Raw genomic sequence first — 22,396 nt, 5'->3', positions numbered from 1 at the left:
GCGGCCCCTCAGGGGCCGCGCGACATGACATGGGCTCAGACTATGTGTCCTGCAGGTGACGCGCTTGCCCTGCGCTGCCGGACACATGACGCTGGCTGCCGAGTACTAGAAATTGAAGCCGACCATCAGCTGGGTATAGTAATTCGTACCGCTGCCACCAAGCTGCGAACCGCCGCTGTCCACCGACTCATCCGGCTTGTAGCGACCCAGCAGCGGCATCAGCCACCATTGATCGGTGATGTCCCAGTGGGCATAGAGATCAATCTCGTTGCCATCCAGTCTCGGGCCCTGACTGGCATCAATGGTGTCAAAGCGATAGGCCATCACTCCGAGGCTCAATTGTTCAGCGGGCGTGAGCGTCAGCGTGACCTGATGAACGCGCGCGTTGGACGCAAAGGGGCCGGCGTAGTTGGCCGCCACCTCGCCCTGGAACCATGTCCCCAGTGCTCTCCCGTTGCCGTAGAACAGCGGGTCATAGCCCTCGGAGAAGCGACTGAAGCGATAGCTGACGTAGGGCGACCAGGCCAGCTCATCAAACGTCCAGCCGGCCTCCAGATACCAGGCGTTTTCACTGTCGTCGTTGCCCTTGTCCTGAAAGGCGTACTGACCGGCCAGAAACAGGTTTTTAACGCCGGCGTTGCCGTGGCCGTAGACGCTATAGACTTTTGTATCGTCCCGGTCCGGATACAGAAACGCGTAGTCGCTGTCGGTATCCAGAACCTTGATGTACGTCGCCCCAAGCGTATTGTCGCCATCAACATGTTCCAGAGTGCCTACCGCCATCTCCGGTCGGGCCTGTGCCCGGTTGTCGGACTTCAGCCACATCAGATCACCGCGCCAGCCCTGATCGCCGCCCAGTCGTACCACGGCGGTATTGTCAAAGGACTGCCGCGCGGCCAGATAGTAGGCACCACCTCGGTCGAGATCGCCGCCCAGCACCCCATCGCCGAAGTTGAGCGAGTCACCGGAGATCAAAAAGCCGTCGCCGACCTGGATGTACTGACGACCAAAGGAGATATCGATACCGTCATGACCCAGCGCCGGCACCAGATCGCCGGATTTCCAGCCGGCAAACAGATTCTCGATGTGCGTGCGACGCTCATCACCGGTGGTAAAGCCCCCTGCATCGCCCTGCCCCCAGGTCGCGCTGGACGTCCAGGCCACGTTGCCATAGAGCGTCCCCTGCGTTGGTGACAGCGTATGACTTGCTTCCAGTCCGTACTTGATAAACCCTTCCTGCCAGTCCCGCCCGCCGGCCTCGGCCGTCTCCGACTGGGCATAGCCCTTCTGGCTGTGAAACGCCCCACCAATGCCGTTAATGTTCAGGTTGACGGTGGTGTCCGCCGTCTTGTAAAGCTCAAGTGCCGAGACGCTGCCGCACATGGACAGCGTCATGACAGTACCGGCGGCCAGCCGCGGCAGCAGGGGGCTATAGCGTGGAGTGATCATGGGCAGTCGTCCCTTGTTGTTGTGACGCGCCTGGTGGAGACGCGCTTTATGGTGAAAATCAGGGCCGAGGCGCAACGCCTCTGATGACAAACTATCGAGCACGACAGTGCAGCGCTTGTCTGGCGCTGACGAAAACCGGCCCCGCGCTGCCGAGCCAACGCGACGACATCAAAAAACCGGCACGGGGCCGGTTGGTTGTCATGACATGACACTGCTTTTGAGGACAATGCTTTTGAGAACACTGGTTTTCAGGCCGGTGTCCGGGCCTCATCGACCAGAACGCCCAGCACGCCCTCCATCCACTCCAGCGCCACCTCGCCTGCTGCAAGCGCGCCGCTGGCATCGTGACGCCCGAACTCACCGATTCGTGTAGCCCCGCAGGCCATGAGCGCTTCGGTGAGCAGCTCGCCGCCGCGAGAGTAGGTTTTGGCGTAGCTGCTGTCGCCCAGCCCAAGACATGCAAAGCGAATGCCGGCCAGATTCGGAGCGTCATCACGCAGCGTCTGATAAAAATCCATGGCGCCGCCGGGCACCTCGCCGTCACCGTAGGTCGAGCAGACGACAAGATAAAACCGCTCAGGGTCGAGCGACCCGGGCTCGATATCGCCCAGATCGGCCACGGTGACCTCACAGCGCCCGTTGAGCGCCTGCTCGAGCTCCTCGGCCACCAGCTCCGCATTGCCAGACTCGGTACCAAACAAAATGCTGACCGACAGATTGCCCAGGCTGTCGCCGTCGCCGCCCGCCGCCTGAACGTCGCGCGGGATCACCAGTGACGCGTTGCGCGCCGATTCAAGCAGGGCCTCGAGCGTGTCCAGCTTGGTACGCACCCGGCCAGCGGCCGGCCGGGCACATTCGACGTGATCAATCCGACGCCAGCCGTCGATATCGGTGGCATCAATATGCGGCGCAAGTCCACTGCGCGAACAGGTCACCTCTCCCGTGGCGATGTCAGCGCCGATCACACCGGCCAGTGCCCGCGCATCACTGCGCTGATCGGGAATCGTGCCGCGGGCACCACGCCGCAGCCAGCCGGCCAGATACAGCCCCGCCTCGATGCGTCCGCTCTCGGAAGCAGCCGGCTGCTCGGCAAGCACCCCTGACACCGCATTCCCCGAGTCGGGCACAAAGCCGATAGCCGTAATCACCGAGTCTGCTGCCAGCGACACGGTTTCACCCTCAAACCGCATCGTCAGCGCCTCGACCCGCGCCTGCCCCTTGATGCATTCGGGCACTGCCTCGAACCACCATTCGACCGTCATGCGTGGCTCACCTTCAAGCTCGCTGCCACTTGCCCCGGGAAGGGCACGCAGGGCGTCCAGCCGCGCATCCTTGCCCTCCGGCACGCGCTGCAGGTCAACGCCGTGCAGGCGATGGCGAATGCCTGTAAAACGACCCAGCTCGCGAATCATCACCGGATCGAAGCGGGCCTTCTCGGCGATCGAACGCCCGATGACATGAAGCGTGTCGATCTCGCAGGTCAGGGCGTCATGCACGGCCTCATCAATGTCGCTGCCCTCGAGATCGGATGACTGGATCGAGAGCAGGCGCAGCACGTCGATGGCCACATTGCCCTGTCCGACAATCGCCACACGCCGGCCGAGGATTGGCGTGTCGGTTTCATCCGGATGGCCGTTGAGCCGGCGGGTAACACAGCCTGCCCCGAAGACGCCGGTCAGGGCCTCGCCCGGAATGTCCAGACGACGATCCGCGCACGCACCGGAGGCGAGCACCACCACGTCATAGCCGGTGCGCAAGGCTTCGAAGGAAACCTCCCTGCCGATGGTGGTGTTGCCGATAAAGCGCACGTTCGGCGACTCGAACAGGCGATCAAACTGACGCGACACCGCCTTGGTGCCCTGATGATCGCCGGCCACGCCATAGCGCAGCAGCCCATAGGGCACCGGCAGGCGATCGATGAGATCGATATGAACACCGGGCATGCGACGCTGAATTTCCTTCGCCGTAAAACAGCCTGCCGGTCCCGAGCCGACGATGGCGACATGCGGCGTGGCCGCCTGCTCGGCCGCCGCAGCGGCGGCACCGACGGCTACCCGGGTCGCATTACCGAGCGGTTTGACGTCACGCCAGGTCACCGGCAGCGACAGCATGCCGCGAAAGACCCAACCACCGATGGTGGGCGCGTGGTCAGGGTCCAGCGCGAGCCCTTTCAGATGATCAAACAACAGCGGCAGCGCCACCTCGGCGACTTCCGCCCGCGCGGCCCGAGCGCCGAGACACACGTGGGTACCCTTGCTGAAGGCAAGATGCGGTTTCACCTCGCGGTGAATGTCGAATTCGTCCGCGCGCGCCCAGACCGACTCATCGCGATTGGCCGAGAGAATACAGATGCCAAGGCGCGCGCCGGCGGGCAGTTCAACCCCGGCCAGCACGGTCCTTTTGGTAGTCTGGCGTGAATAGAGTCCGATCGGGGCCACCCAGCGAATGGTTTCATCAAACACGGTCGACCAGAGGCCCGGATCACGCTCTACCGCCCGGCGCTGGTCGGGATGAGTCAGCAGCGCCCAGGCCGCCACACCCAGCGCGTCGCGCGGCTCGTTAAGCCCGCCGCCGATGCTCATCTTGAGGTTGGCGCGAATCTTTTCGATTGGCATCTGATCCTCGGGCGAGGAGAGCAGCAATGAGATCAGGGAGTGGTCGCGGTGATGGAGATGCCACTCGAGCATCTCGTCCAGCGCAACATCGACCTCATCAAACGAGCGTTTTCCCGCCACCCAGACCGCCGGGTCCTCGGCGTAGTTGCCGGTGGCATCAATCAGCGTCTGCGACCAGCGCTGCAGATCCTCGGCCGAGGCGTTGTAGAGCCCCAGCATCGATCTAAGGCATTCCGCCGCGAAGGGCGCCGAAAAGTCCCATATCAGATCGGCACCCGGCCCCTTGTCGATGAACCGCGCCAGCTGCTCGCGCCCCTTGTCGTGAAAGGTCTGCGTCCAGACGTTTTTCACCGCATTGGGTTTGAACACATCCTGCCACTGCCGCCGTTCGCGATAGTGCTCCGGATCATCACGGCGCAGCATCGAATGACCCATGGCCCGAATCTGCAGCGAGTCACGTTCGTTGGCAGAAAAGGTCTGCTGGTCATGCTCGGTGGCGATCACCGCATCATAGCTTGTGATCAGGTAGCGATTGACGCTGGGCACCCAGTGCACGCCACCGTCGCGACGAAGGCGCTGATAGATTGGGTACGGGTCTTCATAGAGGGTTTTGATATCGATCCAGTCCGCTATGGGAGCAGGGCGAGCATTCAGTGACGGGTTCATGCAGCCTCCACGAAAAAGGGGTGACTGAAGCGACATCAGACCATGGCCATTGAGGGGTCATGGAGGCTTCAGCACACCAGGTCACGCTGGATCACGGGCGATCGTTGGCGCTGATACATGACCAGGCTACTCAATCATTAACAAGTTAACAATTCGACTTTCTGTATACGTGCGCTTTTGGCATGGCCTCTGCCATTGCATTTTTCATGGCCATTGCCCATAGACATCGCGGCGGTACGCCCCTGGTGTACCGCCGTCGTGTGATGTCGATGATTCAGGCAGGGGAGGTCAGATCAGAAGACGCTGGAAGAACGCGGCCAGCCGCCCGGTATCCTCAAGCGACAGGACATCGGCCACGTATTGATCGGGACGCACCACCACCACCGCCCCGGCTCGATCAATGCCGCGCAGATCGAAGATGTCCTCGTCGGGCGCCACGCCAAACACGTTTTCAAGGTCCATCAGTTCAAAGGGCCCCACCGTCGGCTTGAACACCTGCGGCACCTGCATGATTGCCACGTCTTCATGGCGCTGCTGATAGATCACCCTGATATCGAACCAGTCGATCCACGCCCCGCCTGGGAGGGCCGCATTGAGCGGGGACTGGGGCGACGACTCAAGCCACTCGGCCAGCTGTCGTATCGGCGATGACGCGTCGGCGGGAGCAGCGTCGGCAAACACATAAAGGCGCCACCGACCGTCGGCCCGGGCCTGATGGCCGAGCTGAAGCGGGTTGCCATCACATACCCTTGACACCATCGCCGACTTGAAGCGCTTGCCGACCGGGAAGCCGGTGGCATGCGACTGCTGCTCGGTATCGTTGGTGATCATCGACGGCGCATATTCGGTCATGAAGCCGGCCGGAAACTCGATGGTGCGGGTGTAAAACGCTTCAAGTTCGCCCGGGTCCTCGAACTCTTCCGGGCGTTTGGCCATCATCGTCGACCACTGCCTGTCGAACGCGATCAGATTGGCCGCCACGACCTGACGCTCGGCAGAGTAGGTCGACAGCAGGCTGGCCGGACTGCGGTTTGAGAGCACGTAACCGAGCTTCCAGCCCAGATTGAAACCATCCTGCATCGACACGTTCATGCCCTGACCCGCCTTGGCACTGTGGGTGTGGCAGGCATCACCGGTGATAAACACCCGCGGCAGGCGCCCGGACTCGGGGTCCTCGATATCGTCAAAGCGGTTGGTCAGACGGTGTCCTACTTCGTAGACGCTGTGCCAGGCCACATTTCGAACGTCGAGGGTGTAGGGCGTAAGGATCTCGTTGGCCCTTTTGATGATCTGCTCGATGGGTGTATTGCGCGCCGTACTGCTGCCATCGGCAGGCACTTCGCCCAGGTCGACATACATGCGAAACAGGTGCCCGCCCTCGCGCGGAATCAGCAAAATGCTGCCGCCGGAGCGGGATTGAATGGCACATTTGGTGCGGATGTCGGGGAAATCGGTGACCGCCAGCACGTCCATTACGCCCCAGGCGTGATTGGCCTGATCGCCGGTCAACGTACAGCCAATGGCACTGCGCACCTGACTGCGAGCACCATCGCAGCCCACCACGTAGCGAGCACGCACGACTCGCTCGCGGCCTTCGTCAGGACCGGCCACCGCGTAAAGCGACACGCCAAGCGGGTATGACTGCGTGTCATCCCTTTCAAGGCCCCTGAATTCGTAACCGAAATCGGGCGTGATTCGCCCCGGCGCATTGAGGGCCGCCTCGGCCAGATAGTCGAGCACCCGGGCCTGGTTGACGATCAGGTGGGGAAATTCACTGATGCCTTTCGGGTCATCCGGCGTGCGCGCAGTGCGGATAATGTGATCGGGCTGATTCGGATCCGGTTTCCAGAACGCCATTTCGGTGATGCGGTAGGCCTCGGCGGTGATGCGATCGGCAAAGCCGAAAGCCTGAAAGGTTTCAACGCTGCGCGCCTGAATGCCGTCGGCATGGCCGATCTCAAGCCGGCCCGCGCGGCGCTCGATGATGCGGGTACGGATGTGAGGAAACCGTGACAGCTGGGCGGCCATGATCATGCCGGCAGGGCCGGTGCCGATAATCAGAACATCCACCTCGTCGGGCAGCGCCTCGGGTCGGTCAATACCCTCGCCCAGAGCCGGTAGCCTGCGCGGGTCGCCTGACACATAGCCGTAGTGATGAAACTGCATGATGCTGTCCTCGTAATGGTGGCGGTGCCGACGCGATGGGCGCTCGGTCGCCGCAGGGCCGCGCATCACCTTGATCGGGTTGAAGGCGCGCTACGGCTCGTGTGCCTTTTATGCTGGGCAACGTCCGCCCCCTTGAGGATGTGTTTTACGCCTCCTCGATTGCACTTTTCATGAATTCACCCCCTACCTTGGTCGCCTCTCCCGCCGATCACGATGTCCAATCGTTAATCTATAAACGATACCCATCAATGACGGTTTGATAATGCGCGTTAACGACCAAGATAGGGCTTGACACCCAACGCCCCATCATGTCGTTAATATATTAACGAACGTTAGACGTCAGCGAATCGACGAGAATCGTCCAGGGCAGCTGCCCAGCGTCTCATTACCGTGCTTGGGCCTTTTCAGGGAGAGTGACATGCCTCATCTGCATATCGAATATTCGCCCACCCTTGAGCGGCATGTGGATGTCCGCGAGGTCTGTCGGGCGGCCTGGGAGATCATGGCCACCGATAAGATCTTCCCGCGGGCCGGCATTCGCGTGCGGGCCTTTGCCGCTGACCACTGGATCGTGGCCGATGATCATCCCGACAACGATTTTCTGGCCATGACGCTGAGTGTCGGCAGCGGACGCGCGCAGAGTGATCTCAAGGCCGCCGGTGATCGCCTCTTTGGCGCCGTACAACAGGTGTTGTCCGAGGTACTGGCCACGCCGCACTTCGCCCTGTCGCTGGAAATTCGAGAAATCAATGCCGAGCTGAGCTGGAAGGACACCCCGATCCATGCCCGGCTGTCCCGACAGTAAGCCCATGCCATTTCTGGAGGATGTCTGATGAGCCAGTTGAACGACAACATTGCCCGCGCGCAGGACTACATGAAGCGCTTTCGCGAGCAGGGCGTTTTAAACCACATCAACGGTGAGTCGGTGCCCGCCGACTCCGGCAAGACGTTTGAGACCATCTCGCCGGTGGATCTCTCGACGCTGGCCCACGTCGCCCACGGCGGGGCCAGCGACATCGACCGCGCCGTACAGGCCGCGGAGAAGGCGTTCAAAACCTGGAGCAAAACGCCGGGCAAGGAGCGTCGAGCGATCCTGATCAAGGTGGCCGAGGCGATCGAAGCCCGCGCCGAGGAAATCGCCTTTATCGAATGCATGGACACCGGGCAGTCGCTGCGTTTCATGTCAAAGGCCGCCATTCGTGGTGCGGCCAACTTCCGCTTTTTTGCCGACCGGGCCCCCCAGGCCGAGGACGGTCAGGCGCTGCGCAACGAGACCCAGATGAACGTGACCTCCAAGCGTCCGCTGGGACCGGTCGGCGTCATCACGCCGTGGAACACGCCGTTCATGCTCTCGACCTGGAAGATTGCCCCGGCCCTGGCCTCGGGCTGCACCGTGGTCCACAAGCCGGCCGAATTCTCGCCGATGACCGCCAGGCTGCTGGTCGAAATCGCCGAGGAAGCCGGCCTGCCGGAGGGCGTGTTGAACCTGGTCAACGGCATGGGCGAAGACGCCGGCAAGGCCCTGACCGAACACCCCGGCATCAAGGCCATCGCCTTTGTCGGTGAAAGCCGCACCGGTCAGATGATCATGGCTCAGGCAGCGCCGACGCTGAAGCGCTTTCATTTTGAGCTCGGCGGCAAGAACCCGGTGATCGTGTTCGAGGACGCCGACATCGAGCGCGCCGTCAACGCCGCCAGCTTCATGATCTATTCGCTCAACGGCGAGCGCTGCACCTCGTCCTCACGCCTGCTGGTGCACGAAAGCATCTATGAAGAGGTCACCCGTCGCGTGGCGGACATCGCCAACGGCGTGAAGGTCGGCCATCCGCTCGACCCGGACACCGTGGTGGGCCCGCTGATCCATCCGGAACATGAAGAAAAGGTGCTGTCGTATTTTGACAAGGCGCGTGAAGAGGGTGCCACCATCGCTGCCGGCGGTGAAAAGGTCGGCACCGAGGGCTGCTTCATTCGCCCGACGCTGTTCACCAACGCCCGCAACGACATGACGATCGCCCAGGAAGAGATCTTTGGCCCGGTGCTGACCGCCATCCCCTTCAAGGATGAGGAAGAAGCGCTGCGACTGGCCAACGATACCCAGTACGGCCTGGCCGCTTATCTATGGACCAATGATCTCGACCGCGCCATGCGTCTGACCGATGAACTGGAAGCGGGCATGATCTGGGTCAACTCCGAAAACGTGCGTCACCTGCCCTCGCCGTTTGGCGGCGTCAAGTCGTCCGGCATTGGCCGCGATGGCGGTGACTGGTCGTTCGACTTCTATATGGAGACCGTCAACGTCTCCTTCCCGCGCAAGGCCCATCAGGTGCCAAGGCTCGGCTGATATTGCTACCCGCAAGGGGCCACGCGCGCCCCTTGCTCCGGAATCTCAAGGAGACACGTCATGCCCATTCCAGCTCCCAATCTGTACCCGGCGTTCAACATCATTCGTTTGAGCCACGTGGTGTTCGGCGTCACCGATCTGGCCAAAAGTCGGCATTTTTATGTCGACACGCTCGGTCTGCAGGTCACCGATGAAGACGATAGCCGCATTTATCTGCGCGCCATGGAAGAGCGCGGCCATCACTGCATCGTGCTGGAGAAAAGCGACAGCGCGACCGTGAAATCGCTGTCGCTCAAGGTGTTCGACGAGGGCGAACTCGACAAGGCGCACGACTGGTTCAAGGAACACGGCCATCCGGTCGAGTGGGTCGAGCGTCCCTATCAGGGCCGCACCCTGCGCACCACCGACTGCTTTGACGTGCCCATCGAGCTGTACTTCAAGATGGACCGGCTCTCCCCGATCCATCAGCAGTACGCGCTCTACAAGGGCGTCAAGCCGCTGCGCATCGACCACTTCAACCTGTTCTCGCCCGACGTGGACAAGTCCGTCGACTTTTATAACCAGCTCGGCTTTCGCGTCACCGAATACACCGAAGACGAGGAGAGCGGCAAGCTGTGGGCGGCCTGGACCCACCGCAAGGGCGGTGTGCACGACATGGCCTTCACCAACGGCCAGGGTCCGCGCCTGCACCACACGGCGTTCTGGGTGCCCACGCCGCTGAATATCATCGACCTGTGTGACCTGATGGCCACCACCGGCTATGTCAGCAACATCGAGCGCGGGCCGGGCCGTCACGGCATTTCCAATGCGTTCTTTTTGTACATCCTCGACCCGGACGGTCACCGCATCGAGATCTACTGCTCGGACTACCAGACCGTCGACCCGGATCTGGAAGCGATCAAGTGGGACCTGAAGGATCCGCAGCGCCAGACCCTGTGGGGCGCCCCGGCGCCGCGCTCCTGGTTCGAGCACGGCTCGCTGTTTGAAGGTCTCGAGCCCGTCGAATCCCAGCTCAAGGCCACGCCCATCGTGGCGCCCTGAGCCACACTGTCTGAACATCCGGCCCGGCCGATGCCGGGCCTCTGCAGGAGAGACGTCATGACCACTGCACTGCCTGCCCGACTGGCCGCCTTTCACGCCGATGGCGCTGACCGCTACGGCGTCGTGACCGATGAGGGCATCATCGATCTGAGTCAGGAATTTGGCGAACGCTTCAAGGGGCTCAAGGAAGTGATCGAGCAGGGCGCCATCGATGAGCTGATGCGCGCCGCCGAAGGCCGCCGTCCGGATTACCAGCCAGACGCGGTCACCTTTCTGATTCCGGTGGCCAACCCTGAAAAGCTGATCTGCGTGGGCGTCAACTTCCCCTCGCGCAACGAGGAGTACAAGGACGGCCAGGCCGCACCGGACAAACCGTCACTGTTTATCCGCTTTCCCAGAAGCTTCGTTGGCCACAATGTGAATCTGGTCCGCCCACCGGAGAGCGAGCAGCTCGACTATGAAGGCGAAGTCACCATCGTGATCGGCAAGGGCGGTCGCCGCATTGCGCGCGAGAAGGCCTACGAGCACATCGCCGCGCTCACGCTGTGCAACGAAGGCACGATCCGCGACTGGGTCCGTCACGCCAAGTTCAACGTCACCCAGGGCAAGAACTTTGACGCCACCGGTTCAATCGGTCCCTGGCTGGTGCCGTTTCGTGACGCCGCCCAGCTCGATGACATCGAACTGACCACGCGCGTCAACGGCGAGGTCCGCCAGAATGATCGCACCTCACGCATGATGTTCGATTTCCGCTACATCGTGAATTACGTCTCGACCTTCACCACCCTGGTGCCGGGTGACGTCATCGTGTGTGGCACGCCAACCGGCGCCGGCGCCCGCTTTGATCCGCCGGTCTGGCTCAAGCCCGGCGATGTCATCGAGGTCGAGGCCGACGGTATCGGCACCCTGATCAACGGCGTGGAGGACGAGCACCATGGCACTGACTGACCAGCAGGTCACCGAGGCAGCCGAGGCGCTGCTTGAGGCCGAGAAAAGCCACCAGCAGATCGGCCTGCTCTCGAAGACCTATCCGGACATGACGCTGAACGATGCCTACGCGATCCAGACCGCCCAGATGGCGCGCAAGACGCGCGAGCACGACATCATCGGCTGGAAGATCGGTCTGACCTCGAAAGTGATGCAGGACGCGCTCGGCATCGATACGCCCGACAGCGGCGTGCTCTATGACCACATGCGCTTTGAGACCGGTGCGGTGATCCCGAAAGGACACTTTATTCAGCCACGTATCGAGGCCGAGATCGCGTTCGTGATGAAGGCGCCGCTGGAAGGCGAGGTCACCCGTGAAGACGTGCTGGCGGCGACCGATTTCGTGGCGCCATCGCTTGAGATCCTCGATACCCGCATCGTGCGCAAGGACCCGGAAACCGGTCAGACGCGCGTGATCGTCGATACCGTCTCCGATAACGCCGCCAATGCCGGCATTGTGCTGGGCCGCGAGCGTCACGACCCTCGGGAACTTGATCTGCGCTGGGTCGGCGCGATCGTCAAACGCGACGGTGAGGTGATGGCCACCGGGCTCGGCGCCGGCGTGCTGGATGACCCGATCACCGGACTTGTGTGGCTGGCCCGGCGCATGGCGACCTACGGCCAGCGCATCGAGGCGGGTCAGGTGGTGCTGTCGGGCTCGTTCATCGGCCCGATCGAGTGCCCGTCCGGCAGCCATATCGAGGCCGATTTCGGGGCATTCGGGCAGGTCACACTGACATTTGAATAGCGCGGCGTTTGAATAGAGCGACGTTTGAATAACGCCCGAGCGACTCAGGTCGCCGTGTGCTGATGGCGATAGCGTGATGGGGTGGATCCCACATGACGGGCAAAGAAGCGGCAAAAATAGGCAGGGTCCTGGAAACCGAGCTGGTAGCCGATTTCGTTGACCGACATGCGGGTAAACACCAAAAGGCGCCTGGCCTCCTGCATCAGCCGGTCATGCACCAGCCGCTTGCTGGGCGCACCGGCGATGCGCCGACACACGCTATTGAGCCGGGCCTCGGTCACGTTGAGCGCCCTTGCGTAGTGCGCAAGCGTCCAGTGCTCGCGAAAATGCGCTTCGATCTCCAGATTGAAACGGCGAAAAAGGCTCAGCGCATCGTGGCGCACATGGTTGGCCCGCAGCGAGCTGGCACTCAGTCGAAAGAGACTGACCAGAATCAACCGGGTCAGGGTGACCAGCGCCACATCGCGCCCGGGGCGCTGCGTCGTGAACTCGGCCCCCAGCTCATCGAGCAGGCGCTCCACGCGCCGGACGTCACCGCGGGCCTGTTCGCTGACATGACCGGTGGCCACGCACACCGGTGCCACGCTCGAGGCATCCCCCAGTTCGGGGCTCTCCTCGAGCAGCGCCCAGACCAGCTCCTGGCGCACGGTCAGGACATGGCCATCGCAGTCTTCTTCGGTAATGAAAGCGTGAGGCACCGTCGGCGGTGTCAGAAAAAAGAGCGGCCCGTGCTGGTGAAAAGGCCGTTCGTCCAGATAGACCCGCACCATGCCGCTTTTGACGTAGTGCACCTGAAAGAACCGGTCATGGTGATGGACCGGCATGTTGCGCCCGTAAAAGTTCGCCATGTGGGCCAGCGAGTCATGATGTACCGGCGCATCGGCGTAGCGCTGGTCGTACTCGCGCCCGATGGTGATGTTGGGAATAAAATCCAGTGCCATGGTGTCCTGCCTCCCTTGTGGCGCATGACGCCCGCCGATCATTTCGATATTAACAGGGTGACAGGCACCCCCTCCATGTACGTCATGGCGTCCTGCATGCGTCACGGCGTCCGTGGCCTCTTTCGACCTGTCAGGGAGAATCTTCATGGATATGCCCCGTAATACCTTCAAGCAGGCCCTTGCCCATCATCAGGCACAGATCGGCCTGTGGGTGGGTCTGGCCGATGGCTACTGCGCCGAACTGGCCGCCAATGCCGGGTTTGACTGGCTTTTGATCGACGGCGAGCACGCCCCGAACGATCTGCGCACCATTCTCCAGCAGCTGCAGGCCGTCACGCCCTACGATGCCCAGCCGGTCGTGCGCCCGCCCGTGGGCGATGCCGCGCTGATCAAGCAGTATCTCGATATCGGCGTGCAGACCCTGCTGGTGCCGATGGTCGATACCGCCGAGCAGGCCCGCGAGCTGGTGCGCGCCACCCGCTACCCGCCCGAGGGCATTCGCGGCGTGGGCAGCGCGCTGGCCCGCGCCTCGCGCTGGAACAGCATTCCCGGCTATCTCGATCAGGCCGACGGTGAAATCTGCCTGCTGGTGCAGATCGAGACCCGACAGGGGCTTGAAAACCTCGACGAGATCGCCGCCGTCGAAGGCGTTGACGGTGTTTTCATCGGGCCGGCGGATCTCAGTGCCTCGCTGGGCCACCGCGGTGACCCGGGTCATGACGAGGTCCAGACCGCCATCGAGGACGGCATCGCGCGTATTCAAAAGGCCGGCAAGGCTGCCGGTATTCTCTCGGCCAACAGGACGCTCGCCCGGCGCTATCTCGAGCTGGGCGCCACCTTCGTGGCCGTGGGCGTCGATACCAGTCTTTTGATGAACGCCATGAAAGCGCTGGCCGGCGAGTTCAAGGGCGGCGACGCCCCCGAATCCCCCTCGTCATCGGTGTACTGATGTTGCCTGTTTTCGATCACCCGGGCCCGGCCAGTGCCGTCGACCCCTTATGTGGAAATGGATCATGAACCTCAAAGACACCAGTCTTTTGCGTCAAAAGGCCTATATCAACGGCCAGTGGGTGGATGCCGACAGCGGCGATACGTTTGATGTGACCAACCCGGCCAACGGCGACACCGTCGCGACCGTGGCCCGCGTGGGCAAAGCGGAAACCCGGCGCGCCATTGACGCCGCCGGCGCGGCCCTGCCGGCCTGGCGCGACCTGACCGCGAAGGCCCGGTCGCTGATTCTCAAGCGCTGGTTTGCGCTGATGCAGGAACACCGGGAAGACCTGGCCCGCATCCTGAGCATGGAACAGGGCAAGCCGCTGGCGGAAAGCCGCGGGGAAGTCGATTACGGCGCCAGCTTCATCGAGTGGTTTGCCGAGGAGGGCAAGCGCGTTTACGGCGACGTGATCCCCAACGACAAGCCCGACCGTCGCCTGATCGTGATCAAGCAGCCGGTCGGCGTGGTCGCGGCGATCACCCCGTGGAATTTTCCGATTGCCATGATCACCCGCAAGGCCGGCCCGGCGCTCGCTGCCGGCTGCACCATGGTGTTAAAGCCCGCCTCGGAAACTCCGCTGTCAGCGCTGGCACTGGCGGAACTGGCCGAGCGTGCAGGCGTCCCGGCCGGCGTGTTCAACGTGGTGGCCGGTCGTGCCAGCGAAATCGGCACCGAACTCACCCACAGCGAGACCATTCGCAAGCTCTCCTTTACCGGCTCGACCGAGATCGGTCGCCAGCTGATGGAGGAGTGCGCCGGCACCATCAAGAAGGTCAGCATGGAGCTCGGCGGCAACGCGCCGTTCATCGTGTTCGATGACGCCGATCTGGACGCCGCAGTGGAAGGCGCGATCGCCTCGAAGTTTCGCAACAGCGGTCAGACCTGCGTGTGCACCAACCGTTTTCTGGTCCATGACGCCGTCTATGACGCCTTCAGCGAGAAGCTGATCGCGGCGGTGAAGGCGCTCAAGGTGGCGCCCGCCGAAGAAGAGGGCGCCCAGCAGGGGCCGCTGATCAATCAAAAGGCCGTCGACAAGGTGCGCGCCCACATCGACAACGCCGTCGAACACGGCGCGACCATTCTCTGTGGCGGCAAGACCCACGCACTCGGCGGCAGCTTCTTCGAGCCTACGGTACTTGGCGATGTGATCCAGGCAATGGACGTGGCAGGTGAAGAGACCTTCGGCCCGCTGGCGCCGCTGTTTCGCTTTGGCACCGAGCAGGAGGCCATCGCCATGGCCAACGACACGCCGTTTGGTCTGGCCGCCTACGTCTATACACAGAACCTGGGCCGCAGCTGGCGCATGGGCGAGGCGCTCGAATACGGCATGGTCGGCATCAACGAAGGCATCATCTCGACGGAAGTCGCCCCGTTTGGCGGCATCAAGGCCTCGGGCGTCGGCCGCGAAGGTTCGCACTACGGCATCGAGGACTACCTCGAGGTCAAATATCTTTGCATGGGGATCAAATAACCCACGCCTGACCGACATTGCCCCGTCCCTCTCGCGAGGGGCGGGGCATTTTTCCAGGCGGCCATCGTCATGACAGGACTGGTCGGTCATTCATCTCGTTGATAAACCGTCCTGCCGCGAAACACCGTTGTCAGCACCTGAGTCTTTGCAATGTCCTCGACCGGGATGGCCAGCGGGTCGCGATCAATAACGATCATGTCGGCCGATTTTCCCGGCTCGATCGAGCCGATCTCGGCAGACTGGTTGACCGACCAAGCGCCGCCGCGGGTCATCGTATCGATTGCGTCCTGCAGCGGGATGCTCTGCTCGGGGCCGATATCGCGGTGCACCATTGAGGCCAGAGACGGCCAGGGGTTGATCGAGGCGGCAATGGAGGGCCAGTCGGAGCCATAGGCGATGGTGGCGCCGGCCTTTAGAAGCTCGGCCGTCGGCGGCGTTCGCGCGTAGCGCGCCTTGCCGATCACCTCGGTCATGGTGTCGCTGTAGGGCCCCTCTATCCAGATCGGCGGGGCGATGTCGGCTGTCACATCAAGCGGCTTGAAGCGGGCCAGATCCTGCGGGCTCGCCATGCCGACATGGGCGATGGAGTGGTGCAGATGGCCGTTCGGGTTGGCCTGACGCACGGCCTCCAGGGCATCCAGCGCCTCGCGCACCGCCGCATCGCCTGCGGCATGAAACTTCAGGGTGATGCCCTGTCTATCGAGCTCGATCGCATCCTTTCGCAACGCCTCCGGCGTCATCCGAAGATGGCCGCGAAAATCATCCGGCAGATGGTGCTCGTGCAGCGCCTCTGTCTGATAGGGATTCAACAGGGCGGCGGTAAACGCCGGCGGCACGCCGTCGAGGTAGAACTTGGCGTTGTTGGCGTCCACGTTTTTGGACAGGTAACTCTGGCGTTGAGCGACGGTCTCGCGCTGTGTCTCTCTGGACTCATTGAAGTCGGTGTCGTATTGAAGAAAGGCCACTACCCGCGCGGTCAGACCCGTCTGCTCATCCACGTCGTGATAGGCCTTGATCGTGGGTCGGTCGGTGCGTGCCTCGACAAAAGTGGTAATGCCGTAGCGGTTGGCCATCTCGACGGCGTGTTTGACCACCGCCTGATATTTTTCATCGCTCATCGGCGGAATGATCCGGGTCAGCGCGCCGGCGGCGTCCTCCTGCAGGATGCCGGTAGGCTCGCCCTGATCATCGGTGACGATCGCCGGCATCTCGCGGGCTTTCTCGCGGGTGAAGCCGGCCGCCGCCAGCGCTTTTGAATTGACGTAGCCATTGTGGCCGGTGTCATCGAGCAGATAGACCGGATTATCGGGCGAGACCGCATCCAGCACCGCTTTGTTGACGCCGCCGGTGTTGGCATGGCTCGACGCCCAGGCCCCGCCCACGACCCACTCGCCGGGCTTTGCCCGTTTCACGCAGGCCTCGACTTTCTCGGCAATGGCCGGCGCCGGGGTGCTGCTCGGGAAATCGCAGTTGAACAGCGCACGCTGAAACCCGCGCACATAGTGGCCGTGGGCATCGATGAGCCCGGGCATGACCGTTTTGCCCTGTAAATCCACCACCTCGGTGGAAGGGCCGATGTAGCCGCTGATGGCCTGATCACTGCCGACGGCCAGAAACACGCCATCCTTGATGGCGAGTGCCTCGGCGCGGGTGCGACGGTCATCCTGGGTTTCGATGTTGCCGTGCTGGTAGACCCGGTCGGCCACGTCACTGGCGGCCTGCGCACTGCCCGTTTGACACGCCACGGCGCAAAGCGCCAGCGTCAGCCATGTTTTCATGTTTCCCATCCCCCTTTCGTATACACCGTATGGTTGTGTCAGCGCCTCGACGTCGCAGAATGGGTCAACGGAGCACCGCGCGAGGAGGACATCTTTAAGGGGGATCGATGGGACACATGACAACACGGTGGCCGGGCCCCCTTCAGCATGCTTGATCGAACGGGAAGGGACGTCCTGGACGAGCCTGCCAGGCTTTTGATGCTGCCTGCCTGATGCCGGTCATTGCGAGCCCGGCTTGACGGATAAGAAAGGAAGAATCACCCCCCGAGCGTGGCCCGGGGAGTAATAACGCAGGATTCGGGCAGCAAGGGCGCTGTCAGCTCAGGCAGGCATTGATCCCAGGCACGCGTGCGGCCCAGGGCTGGGCGCGCTCCAGCTGCGCGGCCAGCGAGAACAAAAGATTCTCTTCTCCAAAACGACCCGCGAAATGGCTGCCCAGCGGCAGACCGTCATCGGTCCAGTAAAGCGGTACCGACATGGCGGGCTGACCGGTGGCATTGTAAAGCGCCGTGAACGGGCAGTAGCTGTGAAAGGCGTGGATGATTTCATCCAGCGAGAGTGTGTCATCGAAGGCGTCGAGCGTGCCGATGACCGGCGGCTTGCGTGCCAGCGTTGGCGAGAGCAGCACATCAAATTCCAGCTGGGTGGTCGCGATTTTGCGGCCCAGTGCATGGATATAGTTGATCGCCGAGACGTATTGCGTGGCATCGATATGGCCGCGCTCACGCAGCATGACCCGCGTGCGAGGCTCGATCTCCTCCTCCGTGACCGGCTGGCCACGCATGCGCCCGATCGTATCGAGCAGCTCCTGGGTGCTGGGGCCGATCACATCAAAACAGCGCTGATACAGCTCGTCCCATTCCAGCGGCAGGGTCACCCGCTCGACCCGATGCCCGAGCGACTCGCACAGCGCTGCCGTCTGCCGGGCCACTTTGGCCGCCTCCGGCGACAGCTCGGGCCCCTCAATCACGCCAATGCGCAGCGCGCCGGGATCACGCCGGGTGGCCTCCAGAGCGGAAAAGGTACTGACGGGTGCCGCGTAGGGCGCGCCCAGATCGATGCCGGCGGTAGCGTCCAGCAGGGCGGCACTATCGCGCACCGAGCGCGTAATGGCGTGAGAGGTGCCCATGCCGCCCCAGCCTTCGCCGGCCATCGGCCCCGAGGGCATCAGCCCACGACTCGGCTTGAAGCCAAACACCCCACAGCACGACGCCGGCACCCGCAGCGAGCCCCCGCCGTCGTTGCCATGGGCAAAAGGCACCACCCGCGCCGCCACCAGCGCTGCAGCCCCACCGCTGGACCCGCCCGTACTGCGCTCGAGATCCCAGGGGTTGCGCGTGGCGCCGTGGCGGGTGGATTCGGTGGTGTAGGAAGTGCCAAATTCCGGCGAGGTGCTGGTGCCCATCAACAGACAGCCTGCACGGCGCAACCGCGCCACGGCCTCGGCATCAAATTCGGCCCTGACGTCACCGCCGACGATCGAGCCCTGCGTCATCCGCGCACCCTTGAGCGGCGAGAAGAGATCCTTGACCAGCGTGGGCACGCCGGCAAACAACCGGCCGGAGGGCTGTGGCTGACGACTCTCCTCACGAGCTGACTCATAAAGGCGATCCACTACAGCATTGAGGCTTGGCTCGACCCGCTCCAGCCGCTCGATGGCAGCCTCAAGAAGTGCTTCACGGGAGATGTCGCCGGCATTGACGCGCTCGCCCAGCGCAATGCCGTCATGGGAATCCAGCAGATGATGAAGTTCATGGCTCATGATGATGCTCCTGAAACTACAGGGGAGAAGCGTTCGCCAGGGGCTGGCGCCTGAAAAAGGCGCCCAGTCCCCAGATGGCGGCATAAAGCGCCACCAGCCCGGCAAGGGCGAGAATACCGTTGGTCAGGCCACCGGCCAGCGAGGCGGCAAGGCCGATCACCAGCGGGCTGATGAACTGACCCAGATAGAGAAAGGCGGTAAAAAAGCCCATGCCCCGCCCGCGATGGGTCGGGGTCAATGCGTTCATGACCGGCGCCATGGCGTTGGGCACCAGCATGCCCATGCCAATACCGTGGATCACGATCGACACCAGCACCGTGGCATAGCTCTGTGCCAGCGCCAGACCGATCAGCCCGGCCGACCCCAAAAGCAGCAGCAGTGCATTGCAGCCCCGCACGCCCAGGGTGCGCCGGACCAGCGGCCACATCAGCGCACCGACCAGCGAGGCCAGAAGCCCGGTGCCGGTGGCCAGCCCGATCAGGGTGGTGGAGGTCACGCCCAGCTGGACCAGCAAGACGGGCGCCTGTACCGGCACCACAAAGCTCATCACCATGCCGATGCCGACCAGCAGATAGCCGGCCAGAAGAGCGGTCATGTTCACTCGGTCCGGCAAGGCCGGTGTCGCCTGTGGCGAGGTCTGTACCGGTGGCGTGCGTGATATGGCCGGCTCCCACAGAATGCGCGCCATGAACGGCAGCAGCAGCAGGGGCAGCAGATAGAGATAAAACGGCAGGCGCCAGGAGTGCTCGCCAAGCATGCCGCCAATGACGAAGAAGACAGCGCCGACCACGGCGATGGTCACGACCTGGCGATTAACGTATTTCAGGCGCTGCTCGCCCTGCCAGTAATCGGCAATCATCGTGGCGCACACGGTCATGACCATGGCCTCGGCCAGTCCGAAGAGCAGCCGCACGCCCACGATGGCCGTCAGCCCGTCCAGCAACGCCGGCAGGGCGCCCAGCAGGGCGTAACACAGCGTGGCCACCATCAGCATGCGCTTGCGGCCGAAACGATCGGCCAGCCATCCGGCCAGCGGTGCAAACAGGGCGATCGCCAGCGCCGGGCCGGTAATCGCCAGCGGCACCCACAGCGGGGCCTGCGGGTTTGTCGGCGCAAAGGCCTCGATCATGCGCGGCAGTACCGGCGCCACCATGACCGACCCCACAATGGTCAGACTGCTGCCCAAAAGCAGGATGGCGCCCTCACGCGCGCCGGCCTGACGATGTACAGGTGTCGTTGTCATGATGCCTCCTAGAAGCTGTAGGCGACGCGCACGGCCGCGTTATAGCCTTCGGTGCGGTTCTCGGCGTCAAATTCCTTGTAGACGTGAAACCAGACGGCCGGCAGACCGGGCGACAGGAAGCTGATGGCCGGACCGGCCGCCCAGACACGGGCCTGATTGCCATCCTCCGACACCAGGTTGGGGCTCTTGTCGTCACTGATCTGGTCGTAGTAATACCCGCCCAGCCCGAGCGTCCAGGCATCGACGTGCTGACCGATGGCGAACTCGTTGCGATACTCCACGCCGCTGCGATAGTCAGTGTCGGTATTGCGGGTATTGAAATCGAGCTGGGACAGGGTCGAGAACTCCAGACCGCCGTCGGTGACGTAGGTAAAGCCCACGATGGGCGAGAAGGTCCAGTGGTTGAGCCCCGGGTTGATCAGCCGATCCTGTTCGTACTCCCCGGTGGGGGCCTGTATCTGGAACTGGGCGCTGACCCCCATGTTCGGCGCGGGCTGCCATGCCAGCATGATCGGCATGACCTGAACATCGGCCTGTGCCAGCACGTGGGCGTCGTCCTGAAACACGGTACGGCCGCCGGCCTTGACGTCCAGCGAGGCCCTCATGTCGAAAAAGGGCAACACGCCGCCGAAGCCATAGCGCGCGCCGAACAGCATCTGGTCCGTCATGCGGATATAGGCGACACCGACCGAAAGCACGTCGAGAGAGAAGTCATTGGGCGATTTCCTGCCGCCGCTGGTGCGCAGGTCGTCGGTCGTGTAATAGGCCGTGCGCAGGCCGAACGTTCCGTTCGGGGTCGTGGGTGGTAGAAAGCCGGAACCGAACTCGTAGGTCCCCATCGGCGTGGTGGGGGCACCGCCTTCGGTGGCAGAGGATGAAGCAGCGCAGGCCATACCGGCCAGCGCGAGACAGACAGGGACTATTTTTTTCATTGTGCACCTTGTCATCACAGTGTGGTGCACCAGCTTATGTCGCCCCGGGACGAGGCCGTTATCCGGATTCGGCAGGATTTTGTCGGCCACGCTGCAGGGTCTGCGATGGCCGCTCGCCAAACAGGCGTCGATACTCCAGCGCAAAATGGCCGAGATGGAAAAAGCCCCACCGTACGGCTTCATCCTGCACGTGCAGGGCGTCACCGCGGGCCAGCGTGCGGTGAATGGCGTTGAGCCGGACCAGGCGTACATAGCTGGCCGGGCTGATGCCCAGATACTCCTGAAAGCAGTACTGCAGCTTGCGCCGGCTGACACCGATGCGATGACAGACGGAAGGGATGGCAATGGGCTCACCATCCTGGGCATCGATCACCTCCCGGGCACGGTCCACCACGCGCTTTCGCACCGACGGGGTCATCCGCTCCACCGGACCGCGCTCCACGATATCAAGGACATGGCCCAGAAAGGCATCACGCAATGCCGAACGGCACACCAGCTCGGGGCGCAGCGTCAGCCACTGACAGGCCAGATCAAACAACAGCGTCAGTGCCTGATAGCCCGAGGCCGCCGGTAGATAGCCCGGCCCGGCGCGCAGGCTGTCCATGACCTCCCGGGCCTCGCCGGACAGAATTGCCAGTTTCTGATAGTCCAGGCTCAGGGAGAGCAGATCCAGATTGGCCGCGACGCGCACCTCCGGCAGATTATCGCCCATGACGGCCAGCACGCCGGCATGGGCGTAGCGCCGCCCCTGGCAGATCAGCGGATCATCGGGCCTGGAAAGCGGAAAGCTGAAGCCAACGGTCGTGCTGTCGAGCCCGCCGCGCTTGAGCAGCGCCTGACTGGCGTGATCACGCACCAGGTGCAACCCTTCCAGCTCAAAGTGTGTCACCCGGCCTTCAAAACGCCCCTGTGAGAGCTGCATGAGCTGCAGGTCCCAGCCCTGGTAGTTCTCGACATGCTGCTGGATGCTGCAGGTGTGATGACAGGACAGCCCGGACAGCACTACCGGCGAGAGTCGATCTTTCTTTTGAACGCCCATGAACCCATCCTCGTTCCACGATCGGTATCGATTTCCGTGATAGTCAGGCGCTCCCTCGCCACCGCCAATCTAGCGCGAAACCCCTTGCCTGCCGATGCAACGTTAGGCCATGCCTCCGAATCGGCACACCGCACTGTCTGCCGCCAGAACGCCTCAGCGGCGGGCATATGGCCCGGGCCGGCGAGTATGATATGGTCAACTTCCCACGACAGACCGCTTTTAC

The 22,396-nt window shown here is 62.9% G+C and carries 16 protein-coding genes; 7 read left to right on the top strand and 9 right to left on the bottom strand.

Annotation, left to right across the window (positions count from 1 at the left end; all coding sequences use genetic code 11):
• Positions 1-105: 105 nt before the first annotated feature.
• The 3 genes from KSP9073_RS02180 to KSP9073_RS02170 form a co-directional block, all read right to left on the bottom strand.
• Positions 106-1,449, bottom strand: a complete 1,344-nt coding sequence (locus tag KSP9073_RS02180) for an alginate export family protein (protein ID WP_108841311.1) — start codon at positions 1,447-1,449, stop codon at positions 106-108.
• Positions 1,450-1,697: 248 nt separating this feature from the next.
• The gene (locus KSP9073_RS02175) at positions 1,698-4,730 is read right to left on the bottom strand and encodes a cytochrome P450 (RefSeq protein ID WP_108841994.1); all 3,033 of its coding nucleotides are present in this window, start codon (positions 4,728-4,730) and stop codon (positions 1,698-1,700) included.
• 288 nt (positions 4,731-5,018) lie between these two features.
• On the bottom strand, positions 5,019-6,896 hold the full coding sequence (locus KSP9073_RS02170; RefSeq protein ID WP_108841310.1) for an FAD-binding monooxygenase: 1,878 nt from the start codon (positions 6,894-6,896) through the stop codon (positions 5,019-5,021).
• 418 nt (positions 6,897-7,314) lie between these two features.
• Here KSP9073_RS02170 and KSP9073_RS02165 point away from each other — a divergent pair, with 418 nt between their 5' ends.
• From KSP9073_RS02165 to KSP9073_RS02145, 5 genes are read left to right on the top strand one after another with little or no spacing between them, the layout of a single operon-like run.
• Positions 7,315-7,701: a 5-carboxymethyl-2-hydroxymuconate Delta-isomerase gene (locus tag KSP9073_RS02165; RefSeq protein ID WP_108841309.1), complete on the top strand. Its 387-nt coding sequence runs from the start codon at positions 7,315-7,317 to the stop codon at positions 7,699-7,701.
• A 27-nt stretch (positions 7,702-7,728) separates the two neighbouring features.
• Positions 7,729-9,237 carry a 5-carboxymethyl-2-hydroxymuconate semialdehyde dehydrogenase gene (gene hpaE, locus KSP9073_RS02160; protein WP_108841308.1) on the top strand — a complete coding sequence of 503 codons (1,509 nt, stop codon included), beginning with the start codon at positions 7,729-7,731 and terminating at the stop codon, positions 9,235-9,237.
• A gap of 60 nt (positions 9,238-9,297) precedes the next feature.
• Positions 9,298-10,278: a 3,4-dihydroxyphenylacetate 2,3-dioxygenase gene (hpaD, locus tag KSP9073_RS02155; protein WP_108841307.1), complete on the top strand. Its 981-nt coding sequence runs from the start codon at positions 9,298-9,300 to the stop codon at positions 10,276-10,278.
• Positions 10,279-10,335: 57 nt separating this feature from the next.
• Complete coding sequence (locus tag KSP9073_RS02150; protein WP_108841306.1) at positions 10,336-11,226, top strand: fumarylacetoacetate hydrolase family protein; 891 nt, start codon at positions 10,336-10,338, stop codon at positions 11,224-11,226.
• Positions 11,213-12,013, top strand: coding sequence for an FAA hydrolase family protein (locus KSP9073_RS02145; RefSeq protein ID WP_108841305.1), 801 nt, complete (start codon positions 11,213-11,215; stop codon positions 12,011-12,013). The genes KSP9073_RS02150 and KSP9073_RS02145 overlap by 14 nt, the downstream gene beginning before the upstream one ends.
• Positions 12,014-12,057: 44 nt before the next feature.
• On the opposite strand, the gene hpaA is transcribed toward KSP9073_RS02145, so the two are convergent.
• Positions 12,058-12,954 (bottom strand): 4-hydroxyphenylacetate catabolism regulatory protein HpaA, encoded by an 897-nt coding sequence (hpaA, locus tag KSP9073_RS02140; RefSeq protein ID WP_108841993.1) that lies wholly within the window; start codon positions 12,952-12,954, stop codon positions 12,058-12,060.
• A gap of 145 nt (positions 12,955-13,099) precedes the next feature.
• On the opposite strand from hpaA, the gene hpaI reads away from it, so the two are divergent.
• Together hpaI and gabD are read left to right on the top strand one after the other, a co-directional pair.
• Positions 13,100-13,903: a 4-hydroxy-2-oxoheptanedioate aldolase gene (hpaI, locus tag KSP9073_RS02135; protein ID WP_108841304.1), complete on the top strand. Its 804-nt coding sequence runs from the start codon at positions 13,100-13,102 to the stop codon at positions 13,901-13,903.
• A 64-nt stretch (positions 13,904-13,967) separates the two neighbouring features.
• Positions 13,968-15,419: an NADP-dependent succinate-semialdehyde dehydrogenase gene (gene gabD / locus KSP9073_RS02130; protein ID WP_108841303.1), complete on the top strand. Its 1,452-nt coding sequence runs from the start codon at positions 13,968-13,970 to the stop codon at positions 15,417-15,419.
• An 86-nt stretch (positions 15,420-15,505) separates the two neighbouring features.
• Here the strand turns inward: gabD and KSP9073_RS02125 are convergent, their stop codons facing one another.
• The 5 genes from KSP9073_RS02125 to KSP9073_RS02105 all read right to left on the bottom strand — a co-directional run bounded on the left by KSP9073_RS02125 (position 15,506) and on the right by KSP9073_RS02105 (position 22,173).
• Positions 15,506-17,197, bottom strand: coding sequence for an amidohydrolase (locus KSP9073_RS02125; RefSeq protein WP_165814123.1), 1,692 nt, complete (start codon positions 17,195-17,197; stop codon positions 15,506-15,508).
• Positions 17,198-17,513: 316 nt separating this feature from the next.
• Positions 17,514-18,959, bottom strand: a complete 1,446-nt coding sequence (locus KSP9073_RS02120; RefSeq protein ID WP_108841301.1) for an amidase — start codon at positions 18,957-18,959, stop codon at positions 17,514-17,516.
• A gap of 16 nt (positions 18,960-18,975) precedes the next feature.
• Entirely contained in the window at positions 18,976-20,202 is a 1,227-nt protein-coding gene (locus tag KSP9073_RS02115; protein WP_108841300.1) for an MFS transporter, read from the bottom strand.
• A gap of 8 nt (positions 20,203-20,210) precedes the next feature.
• Positions 20,211-21,134, bottom strand: coding sequence for a SphA family protein (locus KSP9073_RS02110; RefSeq protein ID WP_108841299.1), 924 nt, complete (start codon positions 21,132-21,134; stop codon positions 20,211-20,213).
• A gap of 58 nt (positions 21,135-21,192) precedes the next feature.
• Positions 21,193-22,173, bottom strand: a complete 981-nt coding sequence (locus tag KSP9073_RS02105; RefSeq protein ID WP_108841298.1) for a helix-turn-helix domain-containing protein — start codon at positions 22,171-22,173, stop codon at positions 21,193-21,195.
• Between the last annotated feature and the right edge of the window lie 223 nt (positions 22,174-22,396).

This window comes from Kushneria phyllosphaerae, assembly GCF_900312995.1.
Lineage (GTDB): Bacteria > Pseudomonadota > Gammaproteobacteria > Pseudomonadales > Halomonadaceae > Kushneria > Kushneria phyllosphaerae.
Note: the sequence above shows the minus strand (reverse complement) of the source record. Positions and strands in the feature narration are given on the sequence as shown.